Annotated in this window: 12 protein-coding genes and 1 pseudogene; 3 read left to right on the top strand and 10 right to left on the bottom strand. The window is 69.1% G+C overall.

Going from position 1 to position 16,106, the window contains the following annotated elements; translation table 11 throughout:
- Positions 1 to 13: 13 nt before the first annotated feature.
- Both PH203_RS30235 and PH203_RS30240 read right to left on the bottom strand, forming a co-directional pair.
- Positions 14 to 2,473, bottom strand: coding sequence for a SpoIIE family protein phosphatase (locus PH203_RS30235; RefSeq protein WP_289923876.1), 2,460 nt, complete (start codon positions 2,471 to 2,473; stop codon positions 14 to 16).
- Between the two features lie 223 nt (positions 2,474 to 2,696).
- Positions 2,697 to 4,928, bottom strand: coding sequence for an alpha-L-fucosidase (locus tag PH203_RS30240; RefSeq protein WP_289923877.1), 2,232 nt, complete (start codon positions 4,926 to 4,928; stop codon positions 2,697 to 2,699).
- 356 nt (positions 4,929 to 5,284) lie between these two features.
- On the opposite strand from PH203_RS30240, the gene PH203_RS30245 reads away from it, so the two are divergent.
- Positions 5,285 to 6,007, top strand: a complete 723-nt coding sequence (locus tag PH203_RS30245) for a FadR/GntR family transcriptional regulator (RefSeq protein ID WP_289923878.1) — start codon at positions 5,285 to 5,287, stop codon at positions 6,005 to 6,007.
- Positions 6,008 to 6,010: 3 nt separating this feature from the next.
- On the opposite strand, the gene PH203_RS30250 is transcribed toward PH203_RS30245, so the two are convergent.
- Positions 6,011 to 7,117: a ricin-type beta-trefoil lectin domain protein gene (locus PH203_RS30250; protein ID WP_289923879.1), complete on the bottom strand. Its 1,107-nt coding sequence runs from the start codon at positions 7,115 to 7,117 to the stop codon at positions 6,011 to 6,013.
- 351 nt (positions 7,118 to 7,468) lie between these two features.
- Between PH203_RS30250 and PH203_RS30255 the strand changes: the two genes are divergently transcribed.
- Complete coding sequence (locus tag PH203_RS30255) at positions 7,469 to 7,744, top strand: RICIN domain-containing protein (protein ID WP_289923881.1); 276 nt, start codon at positions 7,469 to 7,471, stop codon at positions 7,742 to 7,744.
- A gap of 311 nt (positions 7,745 to 8,055) precedes the next feature.
- Here PH203_RS30255 and PH203_RS30260 read toward each other — a convergent pair.
- The 7 genes and pseudogenes from PH203_RS30260 to PH203_RS30290 form a co-directional block, all read right to left on the bottom strand.
- Positions 8,056 to 8,232, bottom strand: a pseudogene (locus PH203_RS30260) (Zn-dependent alcohol dehydrogenase); the annotation flags it as partial.
- 103 nt (positions 8,233 to 8,335) lie between these two features.
- On the bottom strand, positions 8,336 to 9,241 hold the full coding sequence (locus PH203_RS30265; RefSeq protein ID WP_289923883.1) for an amidohydrolase family protein: 906 nt from the start codon (positions 9,239 to 9,241) through the stop codon (positions 8,336 to 8,338).
- A 40-nt stretch (positions 9,242 to 9,281) separates the two neighbouring features.
- Entirely contained in the window at positions 9,282 to 9,629 is a 348-nt protein-coding gene (locus PH203_RS30270) for an L-rhamnose mutarotase (protein ID WP_289923884.1), read from the bottom strand.
- Positions 9,626 to 11,605 (bottom strand): hypothetical protein, encoded by a 1,980-nt coding sequence (locus tag PH203_RS30275; protein ID WP_289923885.1) that lies wholly within the window; start codon positions 11,603 to 11,605, stop codon positions 9,626 to 9,628. The genes PH203_RS30270 and PH203_RS30275 overlap by 4 nt, the downstream gene beginning before the upstream one ends.
- Before the next feature lie 8 nt (positions 11,606 to 11,613).
- A complete protein-coding gene (locus PH203_RS30280; protein WP_289923886.1) occupies positions 11,614 to 12,468 on the bottom strand; it encodes a carbohydrate ABC transporter permease in 855 nt (284 codons plus the stop codon).
- Between the two features lie 106 nt (positions 12,469 to 12,574).
- On the bottom strand, positions 12,575 to 13,489 hold the full coding sequence (locus tag PH203_RS30285) for a sugar ABC transporter permease (RefSeq protein WP_289923890.1): 915 nt from the start codon (positions 13,487 to 13,489) through the stop codon (positions 12,575 to 12,577).
- Positions 13,486 to 14,850, bottom strand: a complete 1,365-nt coding sequence (locus tag PH203_RS30290) for an ABC transporter substrate-binding protein (RefSeq protein ID WP_289923891.1) — start codon at positions 14,848 to 14,850, stop codon at positions 13,486 to 13,488. Before PH203_RS30290 ends, PH203_RS30285 begins: the two co-directional genes overlap by 4 nt.
- Positions 14,851 to 15,155: 305 nt before the next feature.
- Here PH203_RS30290 and PH203_RS30295 point away from each other — a divergent pair, with 305 nt between their 5' ends.
- Positions 15,156 to 15,917: an FCD domain-containing protein gene (locus PH203_RS30295; protein WP_289923892.1), complete on the top strand. Its 762-nt coding sequence runs from the start codon at positions 15,156 to 15,158 to the stop codon at positions 15,915 to 15,917.
- Positions 15,918 to 16,106 lie beyond the last annotated feature (189 nt).

Raw genomic sequence — 16,106 nt, forward strand, 5'->3', positions numbered from 1 at the left:
TTGGGCTCGGGTGTCACGGCGGCGCGGGTGGGGTGAGCGTCTGTGCGCACCAGATCGTCTTGCCTTCGGTGGTGTGCCGCGTGCCCCACCCCTGGGTGAGCTGGGCGACGAGCAGCAGGCCCCGGCCGCCCTCGTCGAAGGCGCGGGCCCGGCGCAGGTGCGGGGCGGTGCTGCTGGCATCGGAGACCTCGCAGATCAGGGAGCTGTCGCGGATCAGCCGCAGCCTGATCGGCGGTTCACCGTAGCGGATGGCATTGGTGACCAGCTCGCTGACGACCAGTTCGGTGACGAACGACGCTTCCTCCAGGCCCCAGGCGTCCACCTGGTCGACGGCGAGCTTCCTGACGCGCGGCACCTGCGCGGTGTCGGGCTCGACGTGCCAGTCGGCGACGTGATGACGAGCCAGCGCGCGGGTGCGAACGAGCAGCAGGGCGGCGTCGTCCGTGCGGCGATCGGGGAGCATGGCGTCCATCACCGAGTCGCACAGTGGCTCCAGTGAGGTGGTCGTGTGGTTGAGGGCGTGCTGGAGGTCGGTGATCCGCTGGTCGACGTCGCGCTCGCGGCTTTCCACCAGTCCGTCGGTGAAGAGAGCGAGCAGGCTGCCCTCGGGCAGTTCGAGCTCGGTGGCCTCGAACGGCAGACCGCCGATGCCAAGGGGCGGCCCCGGGTGGGCGGGTACCGGGGTCCTGGTGCCGTCCGGGGAGATGACCAGCGGCAGGGGATGGCCGGCACTGGCCAGAGTGAAGCGCCGGGAGACCGGGTCGTAGACGGTGTACAGGCACGTGGCCCCGGACTCGCCGGTCGGCTGGAAGTGGCTCTCGGGCCGGAGGTCGCCGGCGAGGTGGAGGACCAGGTCGTCCAGGTGGGTCAGCAGCTCGTCCGGTGGCAGGTCGACGTCGGCGAGGGTGCGTACGGCCGTGCGCAGCCGGCCCATGCTGGCCGCGGCGTGCAGGCCGTGTCCGACCACGTCGCCGACGACCAGGGCGACCCGGGCGCCGGACAGCGGGATGACGTCGAACCAGTCACCGCCCACCTCCGTTCCGGTGCCCCCGGGCAGGTAGCGGGATGCCACCTCGACCGCCTCCTGGTTCGGCGGTCCCTGTGGCAGCAGGCTGCGTTGCAGGGTCAGCGCGGTCGTCCGCTCGCGCGAGTACCGGCGGGCGTTGTCGATGGCGACGGCCGCCTTGGCGGCCAGCTCTTCGGCGAGGATCAGGTCGTCGGCGGTGAAGGCCTCCGGCCGGTCCAGGCGGGAGAAGGCGACGACGCCGAGCAGCGCGCCGCGCGCCCGGAGCGGCACGGTGATCCGGCCCGTCAGCCCGGCCGCGGCGAGGGACTCGTCGATCACCGGGTTGCCCGGCGGCCAGTGGGCGGGGTCGGCGGCGAGCCCGGGCCCGAAGGCCCACTCGCCGCCCTGGCCCGGGTCAGCAGCCAGCTCGACCGTGGACCTGCCGGTCGCCATGCAGCGGGCGGCGACGGAACCGGGGCTGTGCGTGACCGGCTTCGGGGGCCCGGCGGCCCGGTCGGGGTCGTCCTGTGCGCTGTGCTGGGCGGCACGGACGAGTCCGATCGCCTCGTCCGGGTGGCCTGCGGATCCGGAAGGTGGTTCCTCTCCGCGCAGCACCTCGTCGAACAGATCCACGCTGACCTGGTCGACGAATCGCGGCACCGGGGTCATGGCCAGTTCCTGGGCGGTGCCGATCACGTCGAGTGTCCGGCCGATGCCGCCGCTGGCGTTGTTGAGGATGAGCAGGCGTTGCCGAGCCCAGTACTCGGCGCTCATGTCGAATCCCCAGTTGGCGATCGCGCGGACCGTGCCTTCGGCATCGCGGACAGGCCAGATGCTCGTGGCCCAGGCATTGGCGTAGTCACTGCCGCGAGGTTGGAAGACAGTGATGAGACGCGTGGGCTCGCCCGTCCTCGCCACTTGGGCGAGCGCGTCGGTGTAGGGCTTGTCGTCCCTTTCGGGAAACAGGGTGCGGTCGAACTCGGGAAGCACCTCGCGGTACTTCTTGCCGAGCACTTGCTCCTCGGAGTGCGCGATCACCCGGGCCGAGGAGGCGTTGATCCACAGAAACCGCAGCTCAGGGTCGTAGACACCCAGGGCGAAGGGACACTGCTCGAAGGCTCGGTCGGCGATCACCGGGCGGCTTTCCCAGCGCTGGACGGTCACCACGTGCCCCAGCGCCTGCCCACCGGCTCCGGACAGTGGCTGAGCCGTCACCACGGCTTCCACCGTGGAACCGTTGCGATGGCGCAGGGGGGTGGGCCCCGTGTGGCCTCGGGCGCTCTCATGGCTCTCGGGGAACCCGGAAGGCAGGGGACCGGCCAGCAGATCGGTCACGGGGCGCCCGACGATGTCCTCCGCCGTCCAGCCCAGCAGGAGCCGTCCGCCCTCGCTCCAGCCGCTCACTGCGCCGTTCGGGTCGACCACGACAGCGGCAGTGGGGGCATCGTGCTCGACGGCCTTGTCCACGAGCGACACCTCCGTCCGGATGGCTGTGCCTGCCGGGGCACACTTCCAGCGGTTGCTTCCAGGCTAGATCCGCTGGGGCCGGGCGGCGCCCTGGCCGGTTCGTTCCGGAGCATCGAGGCGGGAGCGGAGGGGCCTGCGGGCGCCCTGCCCTGCGACAGGCGCAGGGCAGCGCGCCCGGACCGGCACCTTTCTGAATGTCAGATACATGCCATCCCTTGGCCGGTCACAGCGCGGTGAACGTCCACAGCAGATTGGTGCTGCTGCCGAACGTCCACTGCTTGGTGACGGAGCCCGAGCTGACGTTGCCACCGCCGTCGAGGACCAGGCCGGTGGTGCGGTTGGCGATCGAGTAGCGGTCGCCGCCGCGATGGGTGATCTTCCACTGCTGGTTGGTGCCGCCGTTCCAGGCGGCCTGCCGGGCCGGGGAGCCGTCGGCGGTGGCGCCCCAGCCGTCGGCGACCATGCCGTTGGTGCGGTTGACCAGCCGGTAGTACCCGTCGCCCACCGGCTCCGCCTGCCATTGCAGGTTGGTGCTGCCGTCCCACGTCCACTGCTTGAGGTTGGACCCGGAGGCGACGTTGCCGCCGCTGTCGAGGGCGAGGCCGTTGGTGGCGTTGGTGAGCCGGAAGTACCTCGCCGGGTCGAACTGGACCCGCAGTGAGGCGATCTGGTCGTTGTTGCCCGTGGTCCGCAGATCGGGGCTGTCGGCGGTGAACGTCCAGGACGTGCCGGTGAAGTTGTCCCCGGAGTAGCCGACCACCCGGTGACCGGGAGCGGGCCGGAGGGAGGAGATCGCGCCCGCGCCCACTCCGGCCGCGGTCAGGTCGGCCGTGGTGTGGTCGCCGACGGTGAACACACCCGAGGCGCCGGTGTAGTTGACGTCCGTGAAGGCGACGGCGCCGGCGAGCGGCCGAAGGCCCGGGATCGTGCCGGAGAAGGCGAGCTTGAGGACGTAGGCGCCCGCACCGTAGGGCGCCGAGGAGGGCAGCGCGACCGTCAGGCCCGAGGAGCTCTGCGTGGGTGCGGGCAGGTCGATGTAGGTGCCCGCCGTGGTGCCGAGGAGCTTCACCGACGTCAGGGACGAGAGGTTGATCCGGTCCGAGCCGAGGGTCTTGATCGTCAGTGAGCTGCCGGGCCAGCCCAGGACGGTGGCGTACAGGACGGTGTTGGCCTTGTTGCGGGTGAAGCGGATGTCCTGGGCGGTGCCGGCCGTCGGGTTGGTGAAGGAGCCGCCGCCCATCTTGGTCGGGCCCTCGCCGTAGGCCGTCCAGGCGCGGGTCGAGTAGATCGACTCGCCGAAGCGCCTGAGGTAGTCGCCCATGCCGAGCAGGATGTCCTTCTGCGCCTGCGGGATGGTGCCGTCGGCCATCGGCGCGATGTTCAGCAGCACGTTGCCGTTCTTGCTGACCCGGTCGATGAACGAGTGCAGCATCTGCGGGATGCTGTAGTAGCCGATGCCCTGCGTGTAGCACCAACTGCTGCTGGAGATGCTGTCGTCGGTCAGCCAGTAAGGGGCGGTGAGGTCGGCCGGGCCGCCTCGCTCGTAGTCGAAGACCTCGCCCTTGCCGTTCATGCCGTCCTTGTAGGTGGCGACGACCTCGCGGCCCCAGCCGATGGCCTGGTTGTAGTAGTACGCCAGGAAGTTCAGGCGCTGCTGCTCGTCGACGGCCGTCAGGTTGAAGTCCTGCCACAGGATGTCGGGCTGGGCGCGGTCGACGACCTCCTTGAGCTTGTCGAACCAGAGCTGGTTCTCGGCGGCCTGGCCGAGCTGGCCGTAGAGCTTCTTGAGGCTGGTGTCGGTCTGGGCGGGGGCGTGCTCGTAGAAGCCGGTGAAGTTGTACGCGTGGTGCATGGCGACCAGCAGTTTGAGGTTCTTGGCGCGGATGGCCGTGGTGAACAGCCGCAGCAGGTCGAGGCCGGGGCCCTTCTGCACCGAGTTCCACTCGTTGACCTGGCTGTCCCACATGGAGTAGCCGTCGTGATGCTCGGCGACCGGGCCGGCGAACCTGGCCCCGGCGTCGACGAACAGCTGCGCCCACTCGTCGGGGTCGAACTTCCCGCCGGCTGACTTCAGCTTCGGCGCGAACTGCACGGTGTTGCCCGCCAGGTCCTTCGCGCCGTTGATGAAGTTGTGGTACGGCCATGCCGCCGGCTGCCCGTAGGTCGCGATGTGGTGGTCGCGGGCGGAGTCACCGACCCGGTACATGTTGCGCGGGTACCACTCGTTGCCGAACGCGGGGACGCTGAAGACGCCCCAGTGGAAGTAGATCCCGAACTTCGCGTCCTGGAACCACTCCGGGGCCGGCGGGTGCTGGTCCACCGAGTTCCAGTCGGGCGTGTATGTGCTGGGCGCCGCCTCGGCGACACCGGCACTGAGCACACCTCCGGCAACGGCCGTCGCGGCCACGCAGGTTGCGGAGGCCAGGAACTGGCGTCTGTTGATCGAGTTCGACATGGATACATCCCTGATGCGGAAGGGGCAGGGGAAGCGCAGTGTCACGCATGAAGGTCGGCCATGTAACCGGGGGATGTCAACCAGCGTGCAGGGATGAATGTGGCTGCCGCGTAGGAGGAGTTGTCTGACTTGCCCCGATTATTTGCGTATTGAGATCGGTCAGACATGGCATGTCTGGAGGCTTAGCTGTGCGCGATGAGCCCGGGTTGCCGTCGGCGCTGCCAGGCGCACGGCCCGCCGGCCGCCATGATCGACTTGCCGCACCCGCGCCCCACTATCATCAACGTCACCCTCGGCATGAGGCTCCGCAACAGGTCGGACGTGCTCGCAGGGCACGCTGAGGGGAGGGACGCGCGATGTCGCTGACGGACAAGGCGATCGAGCAGATCCGTGAACTGATCCGGACCGGAGCACTGCCGCCGGGCTCGAAACTCCCGCCGGAGCCGGACCTCGCCGCCCAGCTGGGACTGTCCCGCAACCTCGCCCGTGAAGCGGTCAAGGCACTGGCCGTGGCACGCGTGCTGGAGGTCAGGCGCGGCGACGGCACATATGTCACCAGTCTCCAGCCGAGTGTGCTCCTGGAAGGGCTCGGCGGCGCGGTGGAGCTCCTGCAGGGCGACGCGGTCGCCCTGCAGGACCTCATGGAGGTACGGCGGCTCCTTGAACCGATGGCCACGGCCCTTGCCGCCACCCGGATCTCCGACGACCAACTGGCCGAGGTGAAGCGGCATCTGGACGCCATGCGTGAGGCGCGCGACGACGTCGAACAGCTCAACGCCCATGACGCCGCCTTCCACCGTGCCGTCGTCCTGGCCACGGGCAATGAGACCCTCCTGACCCTCTTGGAAGGGATCTCGGGCCGAACCCTGCGGGCCCGTATCTGGCGCGGCCTGGTCGACGACAAGGCCGGGGGCCGCACCCTCGCCGAGCACGAGGCGATCTTCAACGCACTGTCCACCCGGGACGCCACCCTCAGCCAGGCGGCCGCGCTGCTGCACGTGAGCAACACCGAGCACTGGCTGAGGGGACACCTGCGCGCCGGAGACCCTCTTGCCTCCGGGGCGACCGCGGGGGAGTGAAGGTCAACCGGCGGTCAGAGTGGTCCACTTCTGGTTGGTGCCGCCGTGGCAGTCCCACAGCTGGAGCTGCACACCGTCGGCCGTGGACGAGCCCGGAACATCGAGGCAGCGGCCGGAGGCGGGGTTGCGGTAGCCGCCGTTGTAGGGCTGCCAGACCTGGTTGGCGCCGCCGTGGCAGGTCCACAGCTGCGTCTTGGTGCCGTTGGCGACGGCCCCGCCGGCGGCGTCGAGGCACTTGCCCATGGAGCGCAGGGTTCCGTCGGTGTAGGCGGACCAGTACTGGTTGGCGCCGTCGCCGCAGCTCCACGTCTGGACGGCGGTCCCGTTGGCGGTGCCGGCGCCGCTGACGTCCATGCACTTGCCGGCGATGCCGGACTGTACGCGCGCGGGAGCGGGAGCGGGGTTCTTCAGCCACCCTGCGCTGTCTGCGGCCTGGACGCCGCGGTGGAAGGCGGCGGCCATCTTCTGGTAGCCCGCGTTGTTGGGATGGAGTGCGTCGGCCAGATCGGCCGTGGTCAGACTGCTCATGTCGACGAACGCGACGTGTTTGCCCGCGGCCTGTGCGTCGCTCACGATTTGCCGGGTGGCCTGGTTGTACGCGGCACGGTACTGCTCCTCCGAGCCGCTGGTGGACACGACCAGGGAGGCCACGAGGACGGTCGCGTCGGGAGCGGCGGCGGTGACCTGGTTGACCAGCGACCTCAGTCGATCGGCGGCGGTGGAGGGCTGGTAGTTCCCGTTGAGGTCGTTGGTGCCGATGTGCAGCGTCACGACGTTGGGCCGGTAGCGGGTCAGGGAGGCGTCGGTGAGTGCGGCGATCTGGTCGATGCGGTATCCGGAGTGGCCCTCGTTGTCGGGGTCGGACATCGAACCGCCCCGCACCGTGCCGACGAAGTCCACCGGATGACCGTCCGCCGCGAGCGCGTCCCACAGCGATGCCCGGTAGCCGTTGCCGGTACTGCTGCCCACCCCCCAGGTGATCGAGTCGCCCAACGGCATGAGGCGTACAGGGGTGTTGGGGGCGGCGGAGGCGGAGGTCTCACCTGTCGCCGTCACCCCGAGGGTGGCGGCGACAAGGGTGAGCAGGGGCAGGATCCAGGACTTTCTCATGCGGGTGTCCTCTTCTGCGAGTGGTTGCTGCTTCGGTTCAGCGCTGCAGGGTGAGCAGGCCCGGCCGGTACGGCAGTTCCGCGTAGGGGGTTCTTGGACAGGCGTACCGCGACGTTGCCTCCTTGTGCGAGATATCGAACAACGGTCGACGGGTCGAGCAGACGGAACGTGTGTCACCGTCGGTCAGGCAGGCGAGAGCTGACGCGTGGGCAGCTCAGCCGGCAGTCCACCTGGGCAAGGGGGTTTGGCATCCACGGAGGTCTGGGTCCCGGCAGCCCTTCCATCGATACCTGGGATGGATTAACGGGCATGGATGTTGCCTGTGTCTAGAGCTGCGACACGAAATGGCGGTTGCTTCTGGAGGTATGTCCGGTCGACGCCTACTTCTTCTTCTCCGACCTCGGCGTGCAGCAGGCCGGCGGTGCGCTGGAGGACGCGACCGGCACGCCGAACGTCAACCCGTCGACGTACTACACCATCAAGAACGTCAACAGCGGCAACAACCAGCTCTGGTACTTCGAGACCGAGCAGGTCCTGGAGGTCAGCGCCGGCTCCACGGCCAACGGTGCCGCCATCGACCAGTGGATGGCACTGAACCAGTCGAATCAGGCCTGGACGATCCAGTGACCGGATGACGCGGTAAGGGTCAGAAGACGGCGGGGCCGGAAAGCCATGACTTTCCGGCCCCGCCGACACGAGTTGGCTGGTGATGCGGGAGAACGTCCAACACCGTTCGGGGCGTTCGGCTGAGCATGAGTCCTTGCACCAGGACTCACTCCCGCTCACTCCCTAGGAACGGTGCCGCTCCTCGTCGGCGATGGGCACGTCGGCCCTGATGAGGCCCTGCGCGCGCAGTTCGGCCCAGAGACCGTCGGGGACAGCCTGGGCGTGGAGTGCGAGGTCGCGCCGAGGCCGAGGCCGTAGTGCGGCGCGGTGTCGAGGACGGCGGGCACGGTGACCCGGGCGTCCATGTCGCCGTGGAAGATGTTCAGGTCAGTGCCGCAGATACCGACGTAGGCGGGGGCGAGCTCCACCCCGCCGGGGCCGGACGGTGTACTGGGGACCGGTGCGGTCTCGCGGGTGCGGGCGGACAGACAAAGGGTTGCGAGCGTCACGGGGCAGGGGGTCTTCGGCGCAGACCGGGGGCGGATGCCGAGGGCTCGGCATCCGTGGGGATGTACTCCGCGCGGGTTTGGCGTGATGTTCGGTGGGGCGTGTTCAGCTCGTTCGGGCCGTCGCGTCGTCCTCTCCGCCGACCTGCGCAAGGCCGTAGAACGCGGTGGCGGTACCGGCCAGGAGCGCGTCGATGTCGCTCTCGCTCCAGCCGGTGAGCAGTTCGTCCACGGTGGCGGCCCACCGGTTCCAGCCGCCCGCCAGGTTGGCGACCGGCCAGTCCGAGCCGAACATCAGCCGCTCGGGCCCGAAGGCGGAGACCAGCACGTCCCAGACGGGGCGGATGTCGGCGGTGGTCCAGCGGGAGTGGTCGGCCTCGGTGATCAGCCCGGAGACCTTGCACACCACATTCGGGTGCGCGGCCAGCTGCCGTATCCGGCGTTCCCAGTCCGCGAAGTCGTGCCGGGCGATGTCCGGCTTGCCCGCGTGGTCGAGGACCTGGGGCAGGTCGGGGAAGCGTTCCGCGAGCCGGATCGCCTGGTCGAGCTGGTGATCGCGCACGAGCACGTCGTAGCGCAGTCCGCGGTCCCGGGCGGCCCCCAACCCGCGTTCCACATCCGGGCGTTGCAGCCAGCTCGGGTCCCTCTCGCCCTGGACCAGATGCCGCAGGGAGTGCAGGTACCCGCCGCCCGGCCCGGCGATCAGCTGGTCGAGCACGTCGGCGATGGCCGGGGAGGTGAGGTCGGCCCAGCCGACCACGGCCTGGATCAGCGGCTCCTGTTCGGCGAGCGCGAGCAGGTCCTCGGTCTCGGCGACCTCCGCGATGCACTGGACGACCACCGTGCCGTGCAGCCGTCGGCCCGCGACGGGGTGGGTGGCGGTGGAGCGCAGGTCCTCGGGGGTGAAGGTGCGGCGGATCGATGCCATGTCGGGGTCGTCCAGCCAGGGTTGCGGACGGTGGGAGAGGTCCCACAGGTGGTGGTGCGCGTCGATGAGCACGGGTGCGGTCACGGGCTGGTCCAAGTCGGGTCGGGCTGCTGCGGGTCGGGGGTCAGGCGGTGGCGTCGTCGCCGGGCAGGCTCAGGTGCCAGATCTCGGGGAGCTCGGTCCACTGGCGGCCCTCGCCCCGGTCGGGGAAGGGTTCCTGGCACGGGTCGGTGAGCTTCCACCAGCGCTGGGTCTCGGGATCGGCCTCGATGGACGCCATGTCCGCCTCGAAGTCCTCGCCGTGGTACTCCATGTAGGCGAACAGCACGTCACCGTGGAGGTAGATGCTGTAGTTGCGGATGCTCGCCCGGTGCAGGGCGGCTTCCACGCCCGGCCATACGGCAGAGTGCAGCCGGAGGTATTCCTCTCGGTGTTCGGGGCGGAGCCGGATGGTCTGGGCGATGCGCTTCATGCCGATTCCCCTGTCGTGTCACGGGAGTTGGACCGGTCGAACGGCGTGCGGTAGCTGGGAGTACGGGTGCGCAGGCCCAGTCGCAGGGTGAGCCGGATGCGCGTCGAGGCGGGCAGACGGACCGTCAGACAGGGACTCCCGCACGGGACTTCGGCCTCGGAGACCTCCGGCTCGGTGTGGCCGTAGTCGTACATGTCCCCGATCCAGCCGTCGTCCGGGCAGGTCGTGTAGCGGACGCCGGTGATGGTGTGCTCGGCGAACGCGCCGGCCTGGACGATGACCGTGCGGTCGGTGCCGGGGGAGAGGTTGACCAGTTCGACGGTGGTCGCCTCGGGGTCGATGGAGGTGACCAGAGCGGCGACGTCGGCGGGCAGACCCGCGCGGCGGGCCTCGGCGTCGTGGTAGCGCAGCCGGGCCTGTTGCAGGCCGCCCTGGTACAGCACCTGCGGGCCGCCCCAGGTCAGCTGTACCAGGGCCTCGGTGGCCACCGGGTTGCACTGCTGCCACACATGGATGTCGGCCTCGGGCACGTCCAGGTCGCGGTAGCGGTCGATGCGCCGCAGCCGGTGCCTGACCTGGGCCTGGGCGGCCGCGAGGATCCGCTCCGGGTAGCCGGGGTCGTCGCCGGCGAGGAACGCGAACCACGCCTTCTCGTGCCCGGACTCCTCCTTGGCGCGGAACGGCCGTACGGTGCGCCAGTCGATGCCGTCTGCCTCTCGCAGCCGTTCGAGGCGGGCGCGGTCGGCCTCCGAGAAGGTGTGGTGCCACAGGGCCACCGGCACGGGGGGCGTGGAGGGGTTGTAGTCGAACCAGCCCGAGTCGTTGTGCCGGAACGGCAGGTGGAGCGTGGGAGTGTCCCGGTCCGGGCCGAGTTCGGCGGCCCACTTGGAGGGCAGGCTGGAGTCGGCCTCCGTGTGGGGCATGACCTTGCCGCGCTCTATGAGGGTGTCGAGCGAGGTCGCGACCATGGAGAGGTAGTCGTCGTCCCCGGTGACCGTCGCCGCCGCGATGGCCGCCACGCAGGCCGCGTGTCCGACGCTGTGCCAGCCGTGCGGCCAGGACCAGCCGTAGTGGCCGCCGTACCAGCGGCCGTCCAGGAGGCTGCCGACGACCCCGTCCGGGCCGACGTTGTCCGGGATCAGGCCGCCCTGTTCCCGGCTGCGCTCGTGCCAGGCGCCCACGTACTCGGCGATCCAGTTCCGGTAGCGCTCCTCGCCGGTCAGGATCCAGGCGTTGAGGACCAGTCCTGCCGCTGCGAGGTTGAGCGCGGTGTCGCCGACGCCCATCCGGTCCCGCATCTGGTCGCCGAGCCGGGGGTCCGCCGAGAGCGGGTACGGGCCGTCCTGGGCCTCGGGCAGCCAGTCGAGCGGGAAGCCGTAGGTCTCCGCTTCCTTGAGCAGCCAGGGGTAGACGTCGCCGTCGAACAGGCCGGTGCGCTCGGGGTCGCTGCCGTTGTGCGGGCGGGTGATGATGCGGTGCTCGGGGTCGTAGTTGCCCTTGGCGGGGTCGACGTACAACTCGGCGAAGCGCAGGGCGCGCTCACGCCAGCGGTCGGGGGCGGCCATGCACAGGAAGTAGAGCAGCAGCAGGCTCTCGCCCTGGTGGAACCAGTCGTAGCCGCGCTCGTACTCGTCGCGCAGCATGCCCAGTTCGGTCAGCTGCTTGGTGACGCCCTCCCAGTGTTTCTCGCTGGCGGGCAGGAGGTCGTCGGCGCCGCCGAGGAGGTACAGCTGGGGCCAGTTGAAGAAGACCTCGTAGAAATCGTCGACGCCGTCGCGGGTGGTGAGCTGCTTGGTGTAGTTCAGCCGTCCGTCGGGGCCGGTGAAGTCGCGGGCGAAGCGGCGCCAGGCGTGGTCGAGCAGGTCGAACAGGGCGCGCTGGGCGACGGCCCAGCCGGGGGGTTCGAGCAGGGGGACCGTGGCCTGGACATCGGGCGTCGGGTCGCCGGTGGCGTCGGGGTGAGAGTCGAAGGGCATGAGAGCGGTCACTCCTTGGTGGCGCCGGCGAGCATTCCGCTGACCAGGAAGCGCTGGGCGAACAGGAACACGACGAGCACGGGGGTGATGGCCACCAGCGTCGCCAGTGCCAATTGCGGTCGTTGGATCGCGAGTGTGCCGACGGTCGGGTTGAACGAGGGCACATTGCTGAGGAGACTGCCGACGCCCACCTGGATCGGCATCTGGTCGCTCTCGGGGAGCATCACGTACGGCAGGAAGTAGTTGGTCCAGTTGGCGACGAAGCTGAAGAACCCGACCAGCGCGATGACGGGCGTCGCCAGGGGCAGGGCCACATGGCGGAAGACGCCGAACTCGGAGCAGCCGTCGATCCGGGCCGCGGCCAGGAGGTCCTTGGGTACGGCGGTGGTGAAGTAGATGTACGTCAGGTATACGCCGAACGGGTAGAACGAGTACGGCAGGATGATCGACCACATGGTGCCGATCAGGTGCACCGCGTTGATCTCCAGGAACAGCGGCACCACCAGCGTGGCGTTCGGCATGAGCATCACGACGAGGGTCGCGATCAGGAGCGTGTGCCGGCCGCGGAACTCGGTCATCGCCAGCGCGTATCCGGCCGGAATCGCCAGGCAGAGGGTGATGACCAGGGAGATCGCGGCGTAGAGGGCGGAGTTGCGCAGCCACAGCAGGATGGCGTTGTCCTGGAAGGCGGTGAGCGCGTGCCAGTTGGCCGACAGCGCGTGCCAGGATCCGAAGGACAACGGGCTGTCGTGGACCAGTTGCTGGTCGGTCTTGGTCGCCGCGAGCAGCAGCCACAGGACCGGCAGCACGAAGAAGACCACGAAGACGGTGAGTACCGCGCCCGCCAGCAGGCGGGACGTCATGTGCCGTGGGCGCCGGCCGCGCTGCCGCGGTTGTCCGTGGCGGCTTCGGCTCATGCGGTTCGCCTCCCGGTCCGCGCGGGCGGTGGCAGGGGGAGTGGGGCGGGTGTCAGTCGGCATCGAAGAACCCCGACCGTGCGACGAAGACACCGGCGACCGACACGCTGACGACCAGCAGCTCCACCGAGACCGCGGCCGCGCCGTTGATGTTGTTCATCTGGAAGGCGAAGTCGTACGTCAGCTGGTTGAGCGAGTAGTCGCGGCCGGCCACGCCCGTACTGGCGAGGGAGAGCAGCTGCGGTTCGACGAAGAGCTGGGCGCCGCCCGCGAAGCCCAGGATCACCATGTAGACGATCCACTTGCGCAGCATGGGGATCTGGACCCGCCAGGCGGTCTGCCAGCCGTTCGCGCCGTCGATACGGGCGGCCTCCATGACGTCCTTGGGGATGTTGTTGAGTGCGCCGTACATGACGACGATCCAGCCGCCCGCACCGGTCCAGAACGCGATGATCGTGAACAGGAGCGCCAGATTGCCGGGGGCTATGACCTCGCCGAACGTGTGGAACCCCAGCGTCTCCAGCAGCGAGCTGACCGGGCTGACCGTGGGGTCGAGCATGAACAGCCACACCAGGACGCTCGCGGCGCCGGCGAGCGCGCCGGGGATGTAGTAGAGGAAGCGCAGCGCCTGGCTGACGGGACCGGAGGACAGCTGGTGCAGGAGCAGGGCCAGGACGACCACGAACACCACGAGGGACAGGAGCCAGAAGACGAGGTACAGGGCCACGTGGCCCAGGGAGTCGACGAAGCGGAAGTCCTGTGCCGTGGTGACGAAGTTGGAGAAGCCGCTGAAGGCGCCTCCGGCGTTCGTGAACGCGAAGTAGATGGCGTAGCACGTGGGAAGGACGCCGAAGGCGATCAGCAGCAGTACGTAGCCGGCGACGAATGCCATGCCGGCCCGGCTCTGCCGGGAGGTGCCGCGAGAGCGCCCCCGGACGGAACCGGCCGAGGAGTGCGTGAGCGTCACTGGGAGACCTTGTATCCGTTGGACTTGGCGTACTTGACGATGGAGTCCTGCCAGGCGGGCAGCATCGATTCGATGGTCTTGCCCTGTGTCAGGCCGGGCTTGACGGTGGCGGCCCAGATCGCCTCCTGGCTGAACTGGCCCGAGCCCCAGCCGGACCACACCTGCGAGGAGGCGTCCTTGAGCGCGGTGAGGTCACTGGCGTAGTACCCGGAGGCGGCCTGCGCCTTCAGCCAGTTCTCGGCCGCCGGCGCGTACGCCGGGAAGCCGGGGGCCTTCTCGCCCTGGTAGGCGTTGTCGGTGGTGACCCACTTCAGGAAGTCGGTGGCCGCCTTGATGTGGGTGGAGTGCTTGGACAGCAGCCAGGTGCCGCCGCCGACGTTGCCGGTGGAGGGTGAGGTCTCCCCCTGCCACTGCGGTATGGGTGCGACCGCGATCTGCTTGGCCGGGGTCTTGAGGCCGTCCTTGAAGACCGCGCCGCCGTACCAGGCCGGGCCGGGCATCAGCAGGACCTTGTCGGCCTCGTTCTTGGCGAAGTCGGTGCTGAAGACGCCGCTGATCGACATCGACTTGTTCTTGATCAGTACGTCCAGCAGCTTGGCCATCTTGGTGCAGGCCTCGCTGGTGGTGTTCACCGAGACCGACTTGGGGCCGGTGATGTCGTTGGCGCCGCACTTGCTCGCCCACAGGTAGATCTCGGGGGTGAAGGTGTCACCCGCGTCGCCCACGAGGTAGCCGGGGTGCTCCTCGGCGACCTTCTCGCCGAGCGCCTGGTACTCCTCCCAGGTCGTCGGGACCGTGTACCCGAACTTCTTCAGCAGCGGCGCGTTGTACCAGAGCACCGCCTGGGAGAGGTCGTTGCGCAGGCAGTACAGGGTCCCGTCGACGGTGCAGACGTCGTTGGCGCCCTTCGCGAACTGTCCCAGCGTCGACTCGGGGATCAGGCCCTTGTTCAGCGGGGCCGCGAAGCCCGCGTCGACGGCCCAGCTCGCCTCGTTGTTCTGGGAGCTGAAGACGACGTCCGGCCAGCCCTTGCCCGTGCGGTTGAACAACTGGACCTTGGTCTGCAGGTAGTTGGAGCCGTTGGCGTCACCGTCGTAGCTGACGATGTCCAGCTTCACGTCCGGGTGCTGCGACTGGTACAGCTTGGCGGCGTCCATGCGGGTCGCGTCCACCCAGACGGTCAGTGCCCCGTCCTTTTGAGGTGCCTGCGCGAATCCGTCCTTGGTCGTGCCGCTCGTGCCGCCGCCCCCGCCACAGGCGGCCACGGTGAGCAGCACGGTGGACGCACAGCCGGCCAGCAACGCGGTACGTCCCCTGCTGGTCCGTGTCCCCTGGGCGACCGAAGGCTTGTAGACGGACATGAGCGACTCCACTCGGTTTGCGTGAGGCTGACGACTCTGTCATTACCGCTGCGGAAGAAATTAGCCGCCACATCAAAGGGCGCGTCAAGGGCTGTGTACGGCTTTTCTGGACCCGGTTGGGCGCAAGAGATCTGCTCCCGCTGACCTCTGTACCTGGACAAATGGGTAGCTAAGGCTGAAGTCGCGCAGAGAAGCAAGATCAAGCTGCCGCGAGATGAGTACGACTTATTGTGAGCTGGGGTACGATGAGCGCGGCTTCAAACTCGATCAGTCATGCATGTCGCAGTCACCCGGAGGCAGGACACATGAACGACACGCCGGCCGTGCCAGCAGTAGTGAACGGCGCGGACGAGCGGCGCGACTACCGGCCCGGATACGAGATCGTGGCGGAGCGGATCCTCGAATTCATCGCCGAGGAGCGCCTGGTGGCCGGCGACCGGATGCCCACGGAGAACGACTTGGCGCAGCGGCTGGACACCAGTCGGGCGGTGGTCAGGGAAGCCGTGAAGATCCTCTCGGCGCTCGGCCGGGTGCGGGCGCACAAGGGCCGCGGTCTGTTCGTCGCGGACGACGAGGGCATGCTGATCACCAGTCGCTGGGGCGGTTTCTTCCGGCCTGTGGACCTTGACCACGTCCTCATGCTCTTCGAGTTCCGCCGTGTCCAGGAGATGGCCGCCGCCAGACTCGCGGCCACCCGCGCCACGCCGGCCGAACTGCGCGCGATCGAGGTCGCGATGCAGCAGTGCCGGCACGGGTACGCCCATGGTGAGGTCGACGTCTTCAACCAGGGTGACGACGACTTCCACGCGGCGGTGGCGGCCGCCTCGCACAACACGTTCCTCGGCAGCGCGGTGCGCGACGCCCGCCGACTGCAGCGCCAGTCCAGCGCCATCGGCATCCACAACACCCTCGGCGAGGGCACCCTGGCCGCGGTCGAGGAGCACGAGGCCATCTACCGCGCCATCCGTGACGGCCACCCCGACGAAGCGGCCGAGGCCACGGCCGCACACCTGGACCGGACCCTGGAGGACTACCGGCGGGAGATCCAACGCCGTCTGTTCGGCTGACCGGCCTGCCCGGACGTGCCGGGGGTGCGCCGCACCTGGGTCGAAGTCGCCCGGCACTATCTGCACTTCCACGCCTACAACGGCCCGCCGTGCAAAGGCTGTTGGTGCCGTAGGGGCAGGTGTGACGATCTGCCGCGTGCGGGGCACCCGTAGGCCACCCCCCGCTTGTTCACCGTTCATCTATCACCT

The sequence above is a fragment of the Streptomyces sp. S.PB5 genome (assembly GCF_030403745.1).
In the GTDB taxonomy this organism is placed as follows: Bacteria; Actinomycetota; Actinomycetes; order Streptomycetales; family Streptomycetaceae; genus Streptomyces.